The sequence below is a fragment of the Variovorax terrae genome (assembly GCF_022809125.1).
Lineage (GTDB): Bacteria > Pseudomonadota > Gammaproteobacteria > Burkholderiales > Burkholderiaceae_C > Variovorax_A > Variovorax_A terrae.
In genome coordinates, this window is the sequence record NZ_JALGBI010000001.1 from 1,702,040 (window position 1) to 1,715,528 (window position 13,489).

At 68.9% G+C, this 13,489-nt stretch carries 16 protein-coding genes; 14 read left to right on the top strand and 2 right to left on the bottom strand.

What is annotated here, in order from left to right:
• Window positions 1-42 precede the first annotated feature (42 nt).
• Window positions 43-597, top strand: a complete 555-nt coding sequence (locus MMF98_RS08060) for an NADPH-dependent FMN reductase (protein WP_243305761.1) — start codon at window positions 43-45, stop codon at window positions 595-597.
• A gap of 73 nt (window positions 598-670) precedes the next feature.
• Here the strand turns inward: MMF98_RS08060 and MMF98_RS08065 are convergent, their stop codons facing one another.
• Window positions 671-1,321 carry an FMN-dependent NADH-azoreductase gene (locus MMF98_RS08065; protein ID WP_243305762.1) on the bottom strand — a complete coding sequence of 217 codons (651 nt, stop codon included), beginning with the start codon at window positions 1,319-1,321 and terminating at the stop codon, window positions 671-673.
• A 123-nt stretch (window positions 1,322-1,444) separates the two neighbouring features.
• On the opposite strand from MMF98_RS08065, the gene MMF98_RS08070 reads away from it, so the two are divergent.
• The 13 genes from MMF98_RS08070 (at window position 1,445) to MMF98_RS08130 (ending at window position 13,047) form a co-directional block, all read left to right on the top strand.
• A complete protein-coding gene (locus MMF98_RS08070) occupies window positions 1,445-2,374 on the top strand; it encodes a LysR family transcriptional regulator (protein ID WP_243305763.1) in 930 nt (309 codons plus the stop codon).
• 172 nt (window positions 2,375-2,546) lie between these two features.
• Complete coding sequence (locus tag MMF98_RS08075) at window positions 2,547-3,326, top strand: IclR family transcriptional regulator (RefSeq protein WP_243305764.1); 780 nt, start codon at window positions 2,547-2,549, stop codon at window positions 3,324-3,326.
• Between the two features lie 80 nt (window positions 3,327-3,406).
• Complete coding sequence (locus MMF98_RS08080) at window positions 3,407-4,228, top strand: HpcH/HpaI aldolase family protein (protein WP_243305765.1); 822 nt, start codon at window positions 3,407-3,409, stop codon at window positions 4,226-4,228.
• A 1-nt stretch (window position 4,229) separates the two neighbouring features.
• Complete coding sequence (locus tag MMF98_RS08085) at window positions 4,230-5,213, top strand: Bug family tripartite tricarboxylate transporter substrate binding protein (protein WP_243305766.1); 984 nt, start codon at window positions 4,230-4,232, stop codon at window positions 5,211-5,213.
• Between the two features lie 18 nt (window positions 5,214-5,231).
• Window positions 5,232-6,518 carry a 3-isopropylmalate dehydratase large subunit gene (locus tag MMF98_RS08090; RefSeq protein ID WP_243305767.1) on the top strand — a complete coding sequence of 429 codons (1,287 nt, stop codon included), beginning with the start codon at window positions 5,232-5,234 and terminating at the stop codon, window positions 6,516-6,518.
• Window positions 6,508-7,053 carry a LeuD/DmdB family oxidoreductase small subunit gene (locus tag MMF98_RS08095; RefSeq protein WP_243305768.1) on the top strand — a complete coding sequence of 182 codons (546 nt, stop codon included), beginning with the start codon at window positions 6,508-6,510 and terminating at the stop codon, window positions 7,051-7,053. The genes MMF98_RS08090 and MMF98_RS08095 overlap by 11 nt, the downstream gene beginning before the upstream one ends.
• Window positions 7,054-7,263: 210 nt before the next feature.
• Window positions 7,264-7,905, top strand: coding sequence for a peroxiredoxin (locus tag MMF98_RS08100; protein WP_243305769.1), 642 nt, complete (start codon window positions 7,264-7,266; stop codon window positions 7,903-7,905).
• A gap of 13 nt (window positions 7,906-7,918) precedes the next feature.
• The gene (locus MMF98_RS08105; RefSeq protein ID WP_423837581.1) at window positions 7,919-8,503 is read left to right on the top strand and encodes an RBBP9/YdeN family alpha/beta hydrolase; all 585 of its coding nucleotides are present in this window, start codon (window positions 7,919-7,921) and stop codon (window positions 8,501-8,503) included.
• Window positions 8,500-9,498, top strand: coding sequence for a sulfate ABC transporter substrate-binding protein (locus MMF98_RS08110; RefSeq protein ID WP_243305770.1), 999 nt, complete (start codon window positions 8,500-8,502; stop codon window positions 9,496-9,498). Before MMF98_RS08105 ends, MMF98_RS08110 begins: the two co-directional genes overlap by 4 nt.
• Complete coding sequence (gene cysT, locus MMF98_RS08115) at window positions 9,499-10,392, top strand: sulfate ABC transporter permease subunit CysT (RefSeq protein WP_243305771.1); 894 nt, start codon at window positions 9,499-9,501, stop codon at window positions 10,390-10,392.
• A complete protein-coding gene (gene cysW, locus MMF98_RS08120; RefSeq protein ID WP_243305772.1) occupies window positions 10,389-11,366 on the top strand; it encodes a sulfate ABC transporter permease subunit CysW in 978 nt (325 codons plus the stop codon). The genes cysT and cysW overlap by 4 nt, the downstream gene beginning before the upstream one ends.
• 22 nt (window positions 11,367-11,388) lie before the next feature.
• Entirely contained in the window at window positions 11,389-12,486 is a 1,098-nt protein-coding gene (locus MMF98_RS08125; protein ID WP_243305773.1) for a sulfate/molybdate ABC transporter ATP-binding protein, read from the top strand.
• A 48-nt stretch (window positions 12,487-12,534) separates the two neighbouring features.
• Complete coding sequence (locus MMF98_RS08130; protein WP_243305774.1) at window positions 12,535-13,047, top strand: disulfide bond formation protein B; 513 nt, start codon at window positions 12,535-12,537, stop codon at window positions 13,045-13,047.
• On the opposite strand, the gene MMF98_RS08135 is transcribed toward MMF98_RS08130, so the two are convergent.
• Window positions 13,048-13,473 (bottom strand): VOC family protein, encoded by a 426-nt coding sequence (locus tag MMF98_RS08135; protein ID WP_243305775.1) that lies wholly within the window; start codon window positions 13,471-13,473, stop codon window positions 13,048-13,050.
• Between the last annotated feature and the right edge of the window lie 16 nt (window positions 13,474-13,489).

Here is a 13,489-nt window from a genome sequence, read left to right on the forward strand (position 1 = left end):
CTCTCCATAATGGACCGGCCCATTTCTTCACAAGGAGCTGTCATGAGCCAATACCGAATCGCCGTCGTCGTGGGAAGCCTGCGCAAGGACTCCCTCAATCGCAAACTCGCGCTGGCGCTGGCCAGGCTGGCGCCGCCCGAGTTCAGCTTCGAGCATGTGCGCATCGACGACCTGCCGCTCTACAACCAGGACAACGACGGCCACCCGTCCGAGCCGGTCAAGCGGCTCAAGTCGGAGATCGCGGCGGCCCAGGGCCTGCTGTTCGTCACGCCGGAATACAACCGCTCGATCCCCGGCGTGCTCAAGAACGCCATCGACCACGCCTCGCGCCCCTACGGCCAGAACACCTGGGCCGGCAAGCCGGCGGGCGTGATCGGCATCTCGGTGGGCGCCATCGGCACGGCGCTGGCGCAGCAGCACCTGCGCAACATCCTGGCCTACCTCAATGTGCCCACGCTGGGCCAGCCCGAGGCCTTCGTCCAGGTCAAGGACGGCCTGCTGGACGAGGCCGGCAACATCGGCATCGAGGCCACCCGGCAATTCCTGCAGGGCTGGGTGAACCAGTACGTGGCCTGGGTCAAGACGCACACCGGCTGAGCGCCGTGCCGTCGCCATGAAAAAAGGCCTGCGCAAGCAGGCCTTTTCTTTGGCGGGGCGCCAGCGGGCGCGTTCAGGCGGCCAGCGCTGCGCTCGGCTGGTTGGCGGCCAGGCCGGCCACGGCCTTGATCTCCAGTTCGGCGGCGGCCAGCGCCTTGGCCTTGGGCTCCTCGCCCATGGCCACGCCCTCGGCGCGCACGAAGCGCACGTCGGTGATGCCGAAGAAGCCGAAGATGGTCTGCAGATAGCTCTCCTGGTGCTCCAGGGCGCGGCCGACGTCGCTGGTCGAGTACACACCGCCGCGGCTCGAGGCCACGATCACGGTCTTGCCCTTGGCCAGGCCGACGGGGCCCTTGTCGGTGTAGGTGAAGGTGCGGCCGGCCTGGGCCACGCGGTCGATCCAGGCCTTGAGCTGGCTTGAGATCGCGAAGTTATACATCGGCGCGCCCACCACCACCACATCGGCGGCCAGGAACTGCGTGACCAGCGCTTCCGACAGCGCATTCTCGCGCCGCTGCACCTCGCTCAGGCCTTCGCCCTGCAGGCCCAGGCGGAAGCCGAGCGAGTCGATCGAGAGGTGGCTCGGGGCGTCGACGGCGAGGTCGAGGTACGCCACCTCGGTGCCGGGGTGCGTGGCCTGCCATTGCGCGACGATGCGTTGCGTGAGCTGGCGGGAAACCGAGTTGCCGCCCATGACGCTTGAATCGATGTGGAGCAGTTTCATGGTGATCTTTCCTGTGTGAGGCCGCGGATTGCGGCCATGGATGTATTGTGGGAACGCACGAATCTTTTGATAAGCCGGTAAAAATGCGATAGATTGTCCTGCCAATGGGACAATGAGGGCGCCATGCAAGACCTGAACGACATGCTGTACTTCGCCGAGGTCGTGGACCGGGGCGGTTTCGCCGCCGCCGGGCGGGCCCTGGGGCTGCCCAAGTCGCGGCTGTCGCGCCGCGTGGCGGAGCTGGAGGCGCGCCTGGGCGTGCGGCTGTTGCAGCGCACCACGCGCCGGCTCTCGCTCACCGAGGCGGGCGAGCTGTACCACCGGCATTGCGTGGCCATGCGCGACGAGGCCGAGGCCGCGGCCGAAGCGGTGGCGCAGGTGCAGACCGAGGTGCGCGGCACGATCCGCGTGAGCTGCCCGGTGACGCTGGCGCAGACCGTGGTGGGGCCGATCCTGCCGCGCTTCCTGGCCCAGCACCCGCAGGTGCGTGTGGACATGCTGGTGAGCAACCGGGTCGTCAACCTGGTGGAGGAGGGCGTGGACGTGGCCCTGCGCGTGCGCCCCACGCTGGACGACAGCGGCAGCCTGGTGGTCAAGCAACTGGGCAGCGGCGGCACCGTGCTGGTGGCCAGCCCGGCGCAGCTGGAGCGCCAGGGCCGGCCGGCCGGGCCGCAGGACCTGGCCGGGCTCGACACCGTGGCGATGTCGGCCGCCGACGGCCGCGCCACCTGGCGCCTGGTGGGGCCGGGTGGCGCCGAATACGTGTTCACGCACCGCCCGCGCTACGTGGCGGACGACCTGCTGACGCTCAAGTTCGCCGTGCTGTGCGGCGTGGGCGCCACCTACCTGCCCGACTACATGTGCCGCGACGAGGTGCGCGACGGCCGCCTGGCGCACGCCCTGCCGGGCTGGGCGCCGCCGCCGGGCGTGGTGCACGCCGTGTTTCCGTCGCGCCGCGGGCTGGTGCCGGCGGTGCGGCGCTTTCTGGATTTTCTCGGGGAGCATCTGACGGGCGAGGCCCTGACGCAGGGCTTGCAGGTCCCATCGGGCTGAATTTGGAATGAAAACGGCCTCATGTCCAGGTGCAGCGGTCATTTGTTGCTATTGATTTTGTAGCGATCAGGAGTTGCAGGGTGGCAGGCCTGCGGCCGTTCGCCGGGGACCTGCGGAGTGCAGCACCAAGAGCGTCCACAATCGGCGCTCCGCTTTCAAGGAGCCATCCCCCATGAGCAGCCAGGACAAAATGCTTGACCTGCTGGGCGCGTTCAGCGTCGAGTCCCCCGTCTGGTCCACCGAGGACCTGATCGCGCGCACCGGCCTGGCGCCGTCCACCTGTTACCGCTACCTGAAGTCATTGCACCAGGCGGGCCTGCTGGCGCGCGTGGGCAGCGGCTCCTATGCCGTGGGGCCGAGGATCCTCGAGATGGACCGCATCGCGCGCCTGTCCGACCCGGTCTACAGCATCGGCAGCCCGGTGGTGCGCAAGCTGTCGCAGCGCACCGGCTTCAGCGCGCTGCTGTCGGTGCTGTACAGCGGCGCGGTGATGTGCGTGCAGCAGGAGGCCACGGGGGACGCGCCCGCCACCCTGTTTGGCCGGGGCCAGCAGCGGCCGCTGGTGGCCGGCGCCACGGCGAACATCATCCTCGCGCACCTGCCCACGCACCAGTTGCGCAGCGTTTTCAACAAGCACCGCGAACGGATCGCCGAGGCCGGCCTGGGACAGGACTGGAACAGCCTGCGCGACGCGCTGAAAGAGCTCCGGCAGCAGGGCTTCTGCTTCTCGATGGGCGAGTACCGGGCCGGCATCGCGGGACTGGCGGCACCCCTGTTCAACCGCGACGGCGAGGTGCTGGGCAGCATCGCGCTGGCCACCTCCACCGAATCGCCCCGGCTGGAGGCGTTCAAGGCGCTGGCGCCTGATCTGATCGCAGCGGCGGCACAGATTTCCGCCGGCATTTCGCGCGCCGCCAACGTTGTGGACCTGCCGGCACGCGCCTTGGGCTAGGGCGGGCAAGGGGTTTGTGATTTAAAAATTCTCCTATAATGTGAGAATATTTTAAATATCGCTCGATGGAGCGAGCCCCGATGAAAGCTTCCCTGAACGAGATCCTTCGAAACCCCGTGAAGGAAAAAATGGCGCGCGGCGAGGTGGTCGCCTCGATGATGGTGCGCCTGGTGCGCGGCGTCGAGATCGTGCGGATCGCCAAGACCGCCGGCTTCGACACCTTCTACATCGACATGGAGCACTGCAGCTTCTCGCTCGAAGCGACGGGCCAGATCTGCATGGCCGCGCTGGAGGCGGGCATCCCGGCTTTCGTGCGGGTGCCGGCCAATACCCCGGAGTACATCTCCCGCGTGCTGGACGGCGGCGCCAGCGGGGTGATCGCGCCGCACGTGCGCTCGGCGGAGCAGGCCCGCGCTGTGGTGCGCGCGGCCCGCTTCGCGCCCCAGGGCGACCGCTCGGCCAACGGCAGCCTGCCGCACCTGCACTACCGCAGCTTCCCGACGGCCGAGGCCAATCTGGCGCTGAACCGGGCCACGATGGTGATCGTGATGATGGAGGCCGTGGAGGCGCTCGAGCGCGTCGAGGAGATTGCGGCCGTCGAGGGCGTCGACATGATGCTGATCGGCACCAACGATCTCACGGCCGAGTGGGGCGTTCCGGGCCAGTACGACGACCCGCGGGTGGCCGCGGCCTACGAACGCACCATCGCCGCCTGCGCGCGGCACGGCAAGCATGTGGGCGTGGGCGGCCTCGGCTCGCGCCCCGACCTGGTGGCGCAGTTCGTGCGCATGGGCGCGCGCTTCGTGTCCACCGGCACCGACCTCGGCTTCCTGCTCGCGGCCTGCACCGCCAAGGCCTCGGCCGTGGCCTCTCTCATTCCTTCTACCTCTGGAGACAACTGACATGCATTTCACCCGTCGAACCCTCGCTGGCACCTGCCTGGCCGGCCTCGCCCTGGCCGCCGCCGGCACCGTGGCGGCCCAGGAGGCCTTTCCCAGCAAGCCGGTCAAGATCGTCGTGGCGTTCACCGCCGGCGGCCCGACCGACGTGGTCGCGCGGCTGCTGGGGCAGAAGCTCACCGAGGCCTGGGGGCAGCAGGTGGTGGTGGAGAACCGCCCCGGCGCGGCGGGCGTGCTGGGCTCCGAGCAGGTGGCCAAGGCGCCGGCGGACGGCTACACGCTGCTGATGGCGACGGCCGGCAACCTGACGGTGAACCAGCACCTATACCCCAAGATGCGCTTCGATCCGGTCAAGGACTTCGCGCCCATCCTGCAGACCGCCGCGGTGGACTTCGTGCTCGTCACCTCGGCGTCGTCGCCCTACAAGAGCGTCAAGGACGTCACCGCCGCCGCCAAGGCCAAGCCCGAGGGCGTGAGCACCTCGACCTCCGGCAACGGCGGCGCGCCCCATCTCGCGGCCGCCCTGTTCAACGACGCGGCGGGCGTCAGGCTGCTGATGGTGCCCTACAAGGGCACGGCCGATGCGGTGAACGCGGTGCTGGCCGGCGAAGTCAACCTCGATTTCGACGCCGCTTCGCAGGTGCTGCCGCACGTCAACTCGGGCAAGCTGCGGGCGCTCGCCGTGCTGGGCGCCAAGCGCTCGGCCCTGCTGCCCGAGGTGCCCACGATGGCCGAGGCCGGCCTGCCGGGCTACCAGTTCAGCAACTGGTTCGGGCTGGTGGCGCCCGCCGGCACGCCGCAGCCGGTGCTGAACAAGCTGCAGGCCGATGTGGCCAGGGCGCTGCAGAGCACGGACGTCCGCGCCCGCTTCCAGACCATGGGGCTGGAGCCGGGCGGCGGCAGCGCGGCCCAGTTCGGCGCGCTGATCCAGGCCGACTCGGCCAAGTGGGCGGCGGCGATCAAGAGCGCCAACATCACGGCCCAGTAGCCGGAGCAGCGCATGGGCATGACCATCACCGAAAAGATCCTGGCGCGCGCGGCGGGGCTGGACCGGGTGCAGCCCGGGCAGTTTCTCGACTGCAAGGTCGACCAGGTCGCCAGCATGGACCTGCAGGGCAAGCTGGTGTTCAACACGCTGGACAGCCTGGGCAGCGACGCGCTGTTCGACACCGGCCGCGTGGCCTTCACGCTCGACCACCACAGCCCGGCGCACAGCGTCGCCATCGCGGACGTGCACGCGGCCATCCGCAAGGCGGCGAAGAAGTTCGAGGTGAAGAACCTGTTCGACGTGGGCAGCGGCATCATGCACGTGGTGATGCCCGAGCGTGGCCTGGTGCTGCCGGGCGAGCTGGTCATCATGAACGAATCGCACACGCCCACGGGCGGCGCGATCGGCGCGGTGGTGATCGGCGTGGGCCAGACGGATGCGGCCGTGGCCGCGGCGCTGGGCGAGATCTGGCTGGTGGTGCCGGCCACCCTGCGCATCAACCTGCACGGCGCGCTGCGCCCCGGCGTCACCACCAAGGACGTGGCGCTGCACCTCATGAAGCTGCTCGGGTACGAGCGCCGGGCGATCTACCGCGCCATCGAGATCGGCGGGCCGGGCATGGCCGGCCTGTCGATGGACGCGCGCTTCACGCTCACCAACTACTGCTCCGACATGGGCGCCAAGTCGGCCATCATCGAGGCCGATGCCGTCACGCTGGCCTACGTGAAAGACCGGGCGCAGCGCCCGTTCACCCCCGTTTACAGCGACCCGGACTGCCGCTATGAAGACGTGCTGGACGTCGACCTCGGCGCGCTGGAGCCGCTGCTGGCCTGCCCGCATGCGCTCGATAACATCCACAGCGTGGCCTCCCAGGCCGGCAAGGCCATCCACGAGGCGGTGATCGGCACCTGCACCAACGGCCGCTTCGAGGACATCGCGGCCGCGGCGTCCATCGTGCAGGGCCGCAGCGTGGCGCCCGGCGTGCGCTTCATCGTGGTGCCGTCCTCGCGCGAGGTGTACCAGCGCGCCATGAAGGCGGGCCACCTGGCCACGCTGACCGACGCGGGGGCGCTGGTGTTTCCGCCGGGCTGCGGCCCCTGCATGGGCGAACACAGCGGCGTGCTCGGCGCGGGCGAGGTCTGTATCAGCTCGGGCAACCGCAACATGAAGGGCCGCATGGGCAGCGCGGAATCGTTTGTCTACCTGGGTTCGCCCGAAACCGTGGCGGCCTCCGCCCTGCAGGGCGTGATCACCGACCCGCGCACCCTCCAGGGCGCATCGAAGGAGCTGACCCATGCAGACTGAATTCACGGCCGGCGCCTACCGCGTGGGCGACGATGTGAAGGCGCTGGAGATCATGCCCACGCGCTTCAAGAGCTCGAATGCGCTGGCCGATGGGGAACTGGCGCAGGCGGCGTTCGCCGATCTCGACCCCGGCTTTGCCGCGAAGGCGCTGGCGGGCGACTACGGCATCGTGGTCGCCGGGCGCAATTTCGGCGGCGGCGGCAAGACCATCGAAGGGCCGGTGTTCGCGCTGCGCGGCGCGGGCGTCCGGCTGGTGATCGCCGACTCGTTCGCCCGCTACTTCCTGCGCAACGCCATCAACAACGGCTTTCCGATCCTGGTGTGCGAAGGCATTTCGGCGGCGGTGCAGACCGGGCAGCCGCTGTGCGTGGACCTGCAGGCCGCGACGATCCGCAACCTGGCCACGGGCCAGACGCTGCAGGCCACGCCGCTGTCGGCCAGCGCGCTGGACATCCTGAGCGTGGGCGGGCTGGTGCCGTATGCCCGGCGCAAGCTGGCAGAGCGCAGTGAGGCGAGGGCGCTGGCGGCTGGCTGAGGCGGGGAGGGCGCGGGTAGGCCGGGCCTGATGCCTGCCGGCGCGGCGCTCCTGGGGGCCGCGCCCGCATGGCGCCCTCTCATTCGGGCCATGGCTCTTGCCGAGGGTCTCTATATTCTAAATAATTGATAAATTAAGAACGATATATTCGTTTGAGTTTTAAGACTTGCTCCGCACAATGGATTCATCCATTCATGCAAGGAGCAACTCATGGCTACTCTCCGACTGGGCGACACCGCGCCCGACTTCACCCAGGAGTCCACTGCCGGCCCGATTTCCTTCCACCAATGGTCCGGCAATTCATGGGTCGTCCTGTTCTCCCACCCGGCTGATTTCACCCCGGTCTGCACCACCGAGCTCGGCAAGACGGCCGCGCTCTCGGGCGAGTTCGCCAAGCGCGGCGTGAAGCCGATCGCGGTCAGCGTGGACCCGCTGGACTCGCACACCAAGTGGGTGGACGACATCAACGACACCCAGCACACCACGGTGGACTTTCCGATCCTGGCCGACGCAGACCGCAAGGTGGCCACGCTGTACGACATGATCCACCCGAACTCGCTGGCCAACGCCACGGTGCGCAGCGTGTTCATCATCGATCCCAAGCACGTGATCCGCACCACGCTGACCTACCCGGCCAGCACCGGCCGCAATTTCGACGAGATCCTGCGCGTGATCGACTCGCTGCAGCTCACCGACAGCCACAAGGTGGCCACGCCCGTGAACTGGCAGGACGGCGGCGACGTGGTGATCCTGCCCAGCCTGCAGGACCCGGCCGAGATCGCCCAGCGCTTTCCCAAGGGCTTCACGGCGGTGCGCCCCTACCTGCGCCTGACGCCGCAGCCGAACAAGTAAGCGGAACGCCACGGTGCCGATCGCTGCCAACCTCATCATCGTTCCCGGCTGGCGCGACTCCGGCCCGGGCCACTGGCAAAGCCTCTGGACCGACCGGCTGCCGGGCGCGCGCCGGGTGGTGCAGGACGACTGGATCACGCCGTCCCGGCAGGCCTGGGTGGCCGCGTTGACGAAGCTGGTGCTGCAGGCGCCGGGCCCGGTGGTGATCGCGGCGCACAGCCTGGGCTGCATCGCCACCGCGCACCTGCCCGAGGAGGCGGCCCGCCGCATCCAGGGCGCGCTGCTGGTGGCCCCGGCCGACCCGGAGCGCCGCGCCGTGCTGAGCGACTTTGCGCCCGTGCCGTTCCAGAAGCTGCCCTACCGCAGCGTGCTGGTGGCCAGCAGCAACGACCCCTACTGCCCGATCCGGCTGGCGGGCGCCTATGCGCGCGCCTGGGGCAGCGAGTTCGTGCGCCTGCAGCAGGCCGGCCACATCAACATCGAATCAGGCCACGGCGAATGGCCGCTGGGCCTGGCCCTTTTGCAATCCCTGGTGGGCGACCCGTCGTTGGGAACGTCGGCGCCTCCTTTTCCTGAAGTACTGGAAACCATCGCATGACCTCGAAGATCAAGGCCCTCCTGGCCACCGCCGCATTGGCCGCCAGCGGGCTGGCCGCCGCACAGACCACGCTGCTCAACGCCTCGTACGACGTGGCGCGCGAGTTCTACAAGGACTACAACGCGGCATTCGCGGCGCACTACAAGAAAACCACCGGCAAGGACGTCAGGATCGACCAGTCGCATGCCGGTTCGAGCGCGCTGGCGCGCTCCGTGGCCGACGGCCTCGATGCCGACGTGGTGACCATGAACACCTCGACCGACATCGACTTCCTGGCCGACAAGGGCGTGGTGGCCAGGGATTGGGCCAGGCGCTTTCCCGACAACGCGGCGCCGACCACCTCCACCATGCTGTTCCTCACGCGCAACGGCAACCCCAAGGGCATCAAGGACTGGGACGACCTCGTCAAGCCCGGCGTGCAGGTGGTGGTGGTCAATCCCAAGACCGGCGGCAACGGCCGCTACGCCTACCTGGCCGCCTGGGGTTATGTGAAGAAGAAGGGCGGCAGCGATGCGCAGGCCGCCGAGTTCGTGGGCCAGCTCTACAAGAACGTGCCGGTGCTGGCGCGCGGCGGCCGCGATGCCACCACGGCCTTCCTGCAGCGCAACATCGGCGACGTGCTGATCACCTTCGAGTCCGAGGTCGTGGCCATCAACCGCGAGTTTGGCGATGGCAAGGTCGATGCGGTGTACCCGTCGATCAGCATCGTGGCCGAGAACCCGGTCGCGGTGGTCGAGCGCACCGTCGCCAAGAAGGGCACGGGCGAGCTGGCCAAGGCCTACCTGGACTACCTGTACTCCGACGAGGCGCAGGAGATCGCTGCCCGGCACGCGCTGCGCCCGCGCTCGCCGGCCGTGCTCAGGAAGTACGCCGCGACCTTCAAGCCGCTGCAGCTGTTCACCGTGAACGAGCTGTTCGGCGGCCTGGGCAACGCGCAGAAGGTCCACTTCAATGACGGTGGACAGTTCGACAAGCTCTACACCGCCGCGAAGTAGATGAGCGCCGCAACCACCCTGGCGCCGCCCGGCGCCCCGCTCGGGCTGGGCGTGCCGCGCCGGCGCGGCGGCGCCCGGCGCGTGCTGCCCGGCTTCGGCCTGACGCTCGGCTATTCGCTGTTCTACCTGAGCCTGATCGTGCTGATCCCGCTGTCGGCCCTGTTGTTCAAGACCTTCACGCTGAGCTGGGAGCAGTTCTGGGCCGCCATCAGCGGGCCGCGCGTGCTGGCCTCGTACCGGCTGACCTTTGGTGCCTCGCTGTTCGCGGCGCTGGTCAACGCGGTGTTCGGCCTGCTGGTGGCCTGGGTACTGGTGCGCTACAAGTTTCCCGGCAAGAAGATCGTCGATGCGCTGGTGGACCTGCCGTTCGCGCTGCCCACGGCGGTGGCCGGCATCTCGCTCACCGCGCTGCTGGCCGGCAACGGCTGGATCGGCCAGTACCTGGAGCCGCACGGCATCAAGCTGGCCTTCACGCCCGCGGGCGTGGTGATCGCGCTGATCTTCATCGGCCTGCCGTTCGTGGTGCGTACCGTGCAGCCGGTGCTCGAGGACGCCGAGAAGGATCTGGAGGAGGCCGCCACCTGCCTGGGCGCGACGCGCCTGCAGACCTTCATCCGCGTCATCCTGCCGTCGATCGCGCCCGCGCTGCTGACCGGCTTTGCCATGGCCTTCGCGCGCGCCATCGGCGAGTACGGCTCCGTCATCTTCATCGCCGGCAACATGCCCATGATCTCCGAAATCACGCCGCTCATCATCATCGGCAAGCTCGAACAGTACGACTACGCCGGCGCCACCGCCGTAGCCGTGGTGATGCTGGCGATCTCGTTCGTGCTGCTGCTCGTCATCAACGCATTGCAGGCCTGGCAGCGCCGCCGCACGGGAGCATTGGCATGAGCACGGCCCACACGCAAGTGAGCGCCGGCGCGAAGGCCTCCGCGGGGGCGCGGCCTGTGCGGCGCGCCCGCGCCGGTACCACCGAGTCGGCCTGGGTCCGCTGCGCGCTGATCGGCCTGGCGCTGGGCTTCATCGGCCTGTTCCTGGTGCTGCCGCTGGCGGCGGTGTTCACCGAGGCGCTGCGCAAGGGCCTGGGCGCCTACCTGGAGGCGCTGCGCGAGCCCGACGCCTGGTCGGCCATCCGCCTGACCCTGATCACCGCGGCCATCGCGCTGCCGCTGAACCTGGTGTTCGGCGTCGCGGCCGCCTGGGCCATCGCCAAGTTCGAGTTCCGCGGCAAGTCGTTCCTGACCACGCTGATCGACCTGCCGTTCTCGGTGTCGCCGGTGGTGGCGGGGCTGATCTACGTGCTGCTGTTCGGCGCGCAGGGCTGGCTCGGGCCCTGGCTGCAGGCGCACGACATCAAGATCATCTTCGCCGTGCCCGGCATCGTGCTGGCCACCGTGTTCGTGACCTTTCCCTTCATCGCGCGCGAGCTGATCCCGCTGATGCAGGCGCAGGGCAACGACGAGGAGCAGGCCGCCATCGTGCTTGGCGCCAGCGGCTGGCAGACCTTCCGCCACGTGACACTGCCCAACATCAAGTGGGGCCTGCTTTACGGCGTGATCCTGTGCAACGCGCGCGCCATGGGCGAGTTCGGCGCGGTGTCGGTGGTGTCGGGCCACATCCGGGGCCAGACCAACACCATTCCGCTGCACGTGGAAATCCTCTACAACGAATACCAGTCGGTGGCGGCCTTCGCCGTGGCCTCGCTGCTGGCCATCCTGGCGCTGGTGACGCTGGTGATCAAGTCGGTGGTCGAGTGGCGCCACGAGCGCGAGCTGGCCGCCGGCGCCGCGCTGCCGCCCGAGCGCCCGCAGGGCGCATCCTCTTTCATCCCGCATGCCGCCACCGCGGCCGCCGTCGCCGGCTGAAGCCCGGCCAAGGACTCTTTCCATGAGCATCGAAATCCGCAACATCAGCAAGCAGTTCGGCGACTTCCACGCGCTGCGCGACGTCAGCCTCGACATCGATTCTGGCGAACTGATCGCCTTGCTCGGCCCCTCGGGCTGCGGCAAGACCACCTTGCTGCGCATCATCGCCGGGCTGGAGACGGCCGATGCCGGCAGCATCCTGTTCGCCGGCGAGGACACGACCGACGTGCACGTGCGCGAGCGCCAGGTGGGCTTCGTGTTCCAGCACTACGCGCTGTTTCGCCACATGACGGTGTTCGAGAACGTGGCCTTCGGCCTGCGCGTCAAGCCGCGCGGCCAGCGCCCCTCCGAAGCGAAGATCAAGGAGAAGGTGCATGAGCTGCTGAGCCTGGTGCAGCTCGACTGGCTGGCCGACCGCCATCCCTCGCAGCTCTCGGGCGGCCAGCGCCAGCGCATCGCCCTGGCGCGCGCGCTGGCGGTGGAGCCCAAGGTGCTGCTGCTGGACGAGCCCTTCGGCGCGCTCGACGCCAAGGTGCGCAAGGAGTTGCGCCGCTGGCTGCGCCGGCTGCATGACGAGCTGCACGTGACCAGCATCTTCGTTACGCACGACCAGGAGGAGGCCCTCGAAGTGGCCGACCGCGTGGTGCTGATGAACGGCGGCCGCATCGAGCAGAGCGGCTCGCCGCAGGAGGTCTGGGACCATCCGGCCAGCCCCTTCGTCTACGGCTTCCTGGGCGACGTCAACCTGTTCCACGGCCGCGCGCACGAGGGGCAGGTGCACCTGGAGGGCCTGCGCCTGGACTCGCCCGAGCACCGCGACGTGCAGGACGCGAAGGCCTATGCCTATGTGCGCCCGCACGACCTGGACGTGCAGCGCTATTCGCCTGGCGCGGCCGGCATCGTTGCCCAGCTCAGCCGGGCCATCGTGGTCGGGCCGATCGCGCGGCTGGAACTTATTGCCGCCGACGACCACCAACCAGCGGACAATCGGCCCCGGGAGTCCCTGATCGAGGCGCAGATTCCTGCGCAACAATTCAGGGACCTGGGATTCCGGGAGGGTGAAACGCTGGTGGTGACGCCGCGCCAGGCCCGGGTGTTTGTGGAGAATGCATCGTCCTGACCGGCTGCAAGGCGCATCCGGCCCGATGCGCGAGCTTGAAGGAGATCCATGTTGCTGAAGTATTTCGATGAAGCGCCCCGCCGCGTGCTGGCGGCCGTCAGCCTGGTGTGCGTGGCCATGCTGGCATTCGGCCTGTACCTGCAGCATGTGGTCGGGCTCGAGCCCTGCCCGATGTGCATCGTGCAGCGCTATGCGCTCATCCTGGTGGCCGTGGTGGCCGGCCTCACGGCGGCCAGCGGGCGCCGGGGCCTGCAGATCGGCGGCAGCGCCCTGGGCCTGCTGCTGGCTGGCGGCGGCGCCTTCGTGGCGGCGCGCCAGAGCTGGCTGCAGTGGTACCCGCCCGAGATCGCGTCCTGCGGACGCGACTTCTACGGCATGATCGAAACCTTCCCGCTCAAGCGCGCCATCCCCATGATCTTCAAGGGCAGCGGCGACTGCACCGCGATCGACTGGACATTCCTGGGCGGCTCCATCGCCAACTGGTCGTTCGTCTGCTTCGTGGCGCTTGGTCTGGTGCTGCTGGGCGTGCTGGTGCGCACGGCCCTGCGCCGGCCGGCCTGATCAATCAGGCGCTTGGCCGCCCGGCCAGGGCGGGCCCTTGAGTTCGACCACGTTGCCCTCTGGATCAGTGAGGTAGATCGACGGGCCCTGTCCCTCGGCGCCGTAGCGTGAGGCCACCGCGCCGGGCTCCACGCCCCGGCTGCGCAGCCAGGCCGCGAGCGCGCCGGCATCGAACGGGTCGATGCGCAGGCAGAAATGATCGAGGTTGCGCCCCTCGGGGCCGGCCGCTGCGCCACCGGCGCGGCCCAGCGGACTGTCCACGGGCACGAGGTCGATCAGCGAACTGCCCGCACGCACCTGGTACAGCCCGATGTCTTCCTGGACCCGCTCGATGGGACAGCCCAGCACGCCGGTGTAGAAATCCAGCATGCGCTGAAGGTCGGCAACCCTTAGCACGAGGTGGTCGATCTGCCGGATGTTCAGCATGGCGTGCCCGCGCGCG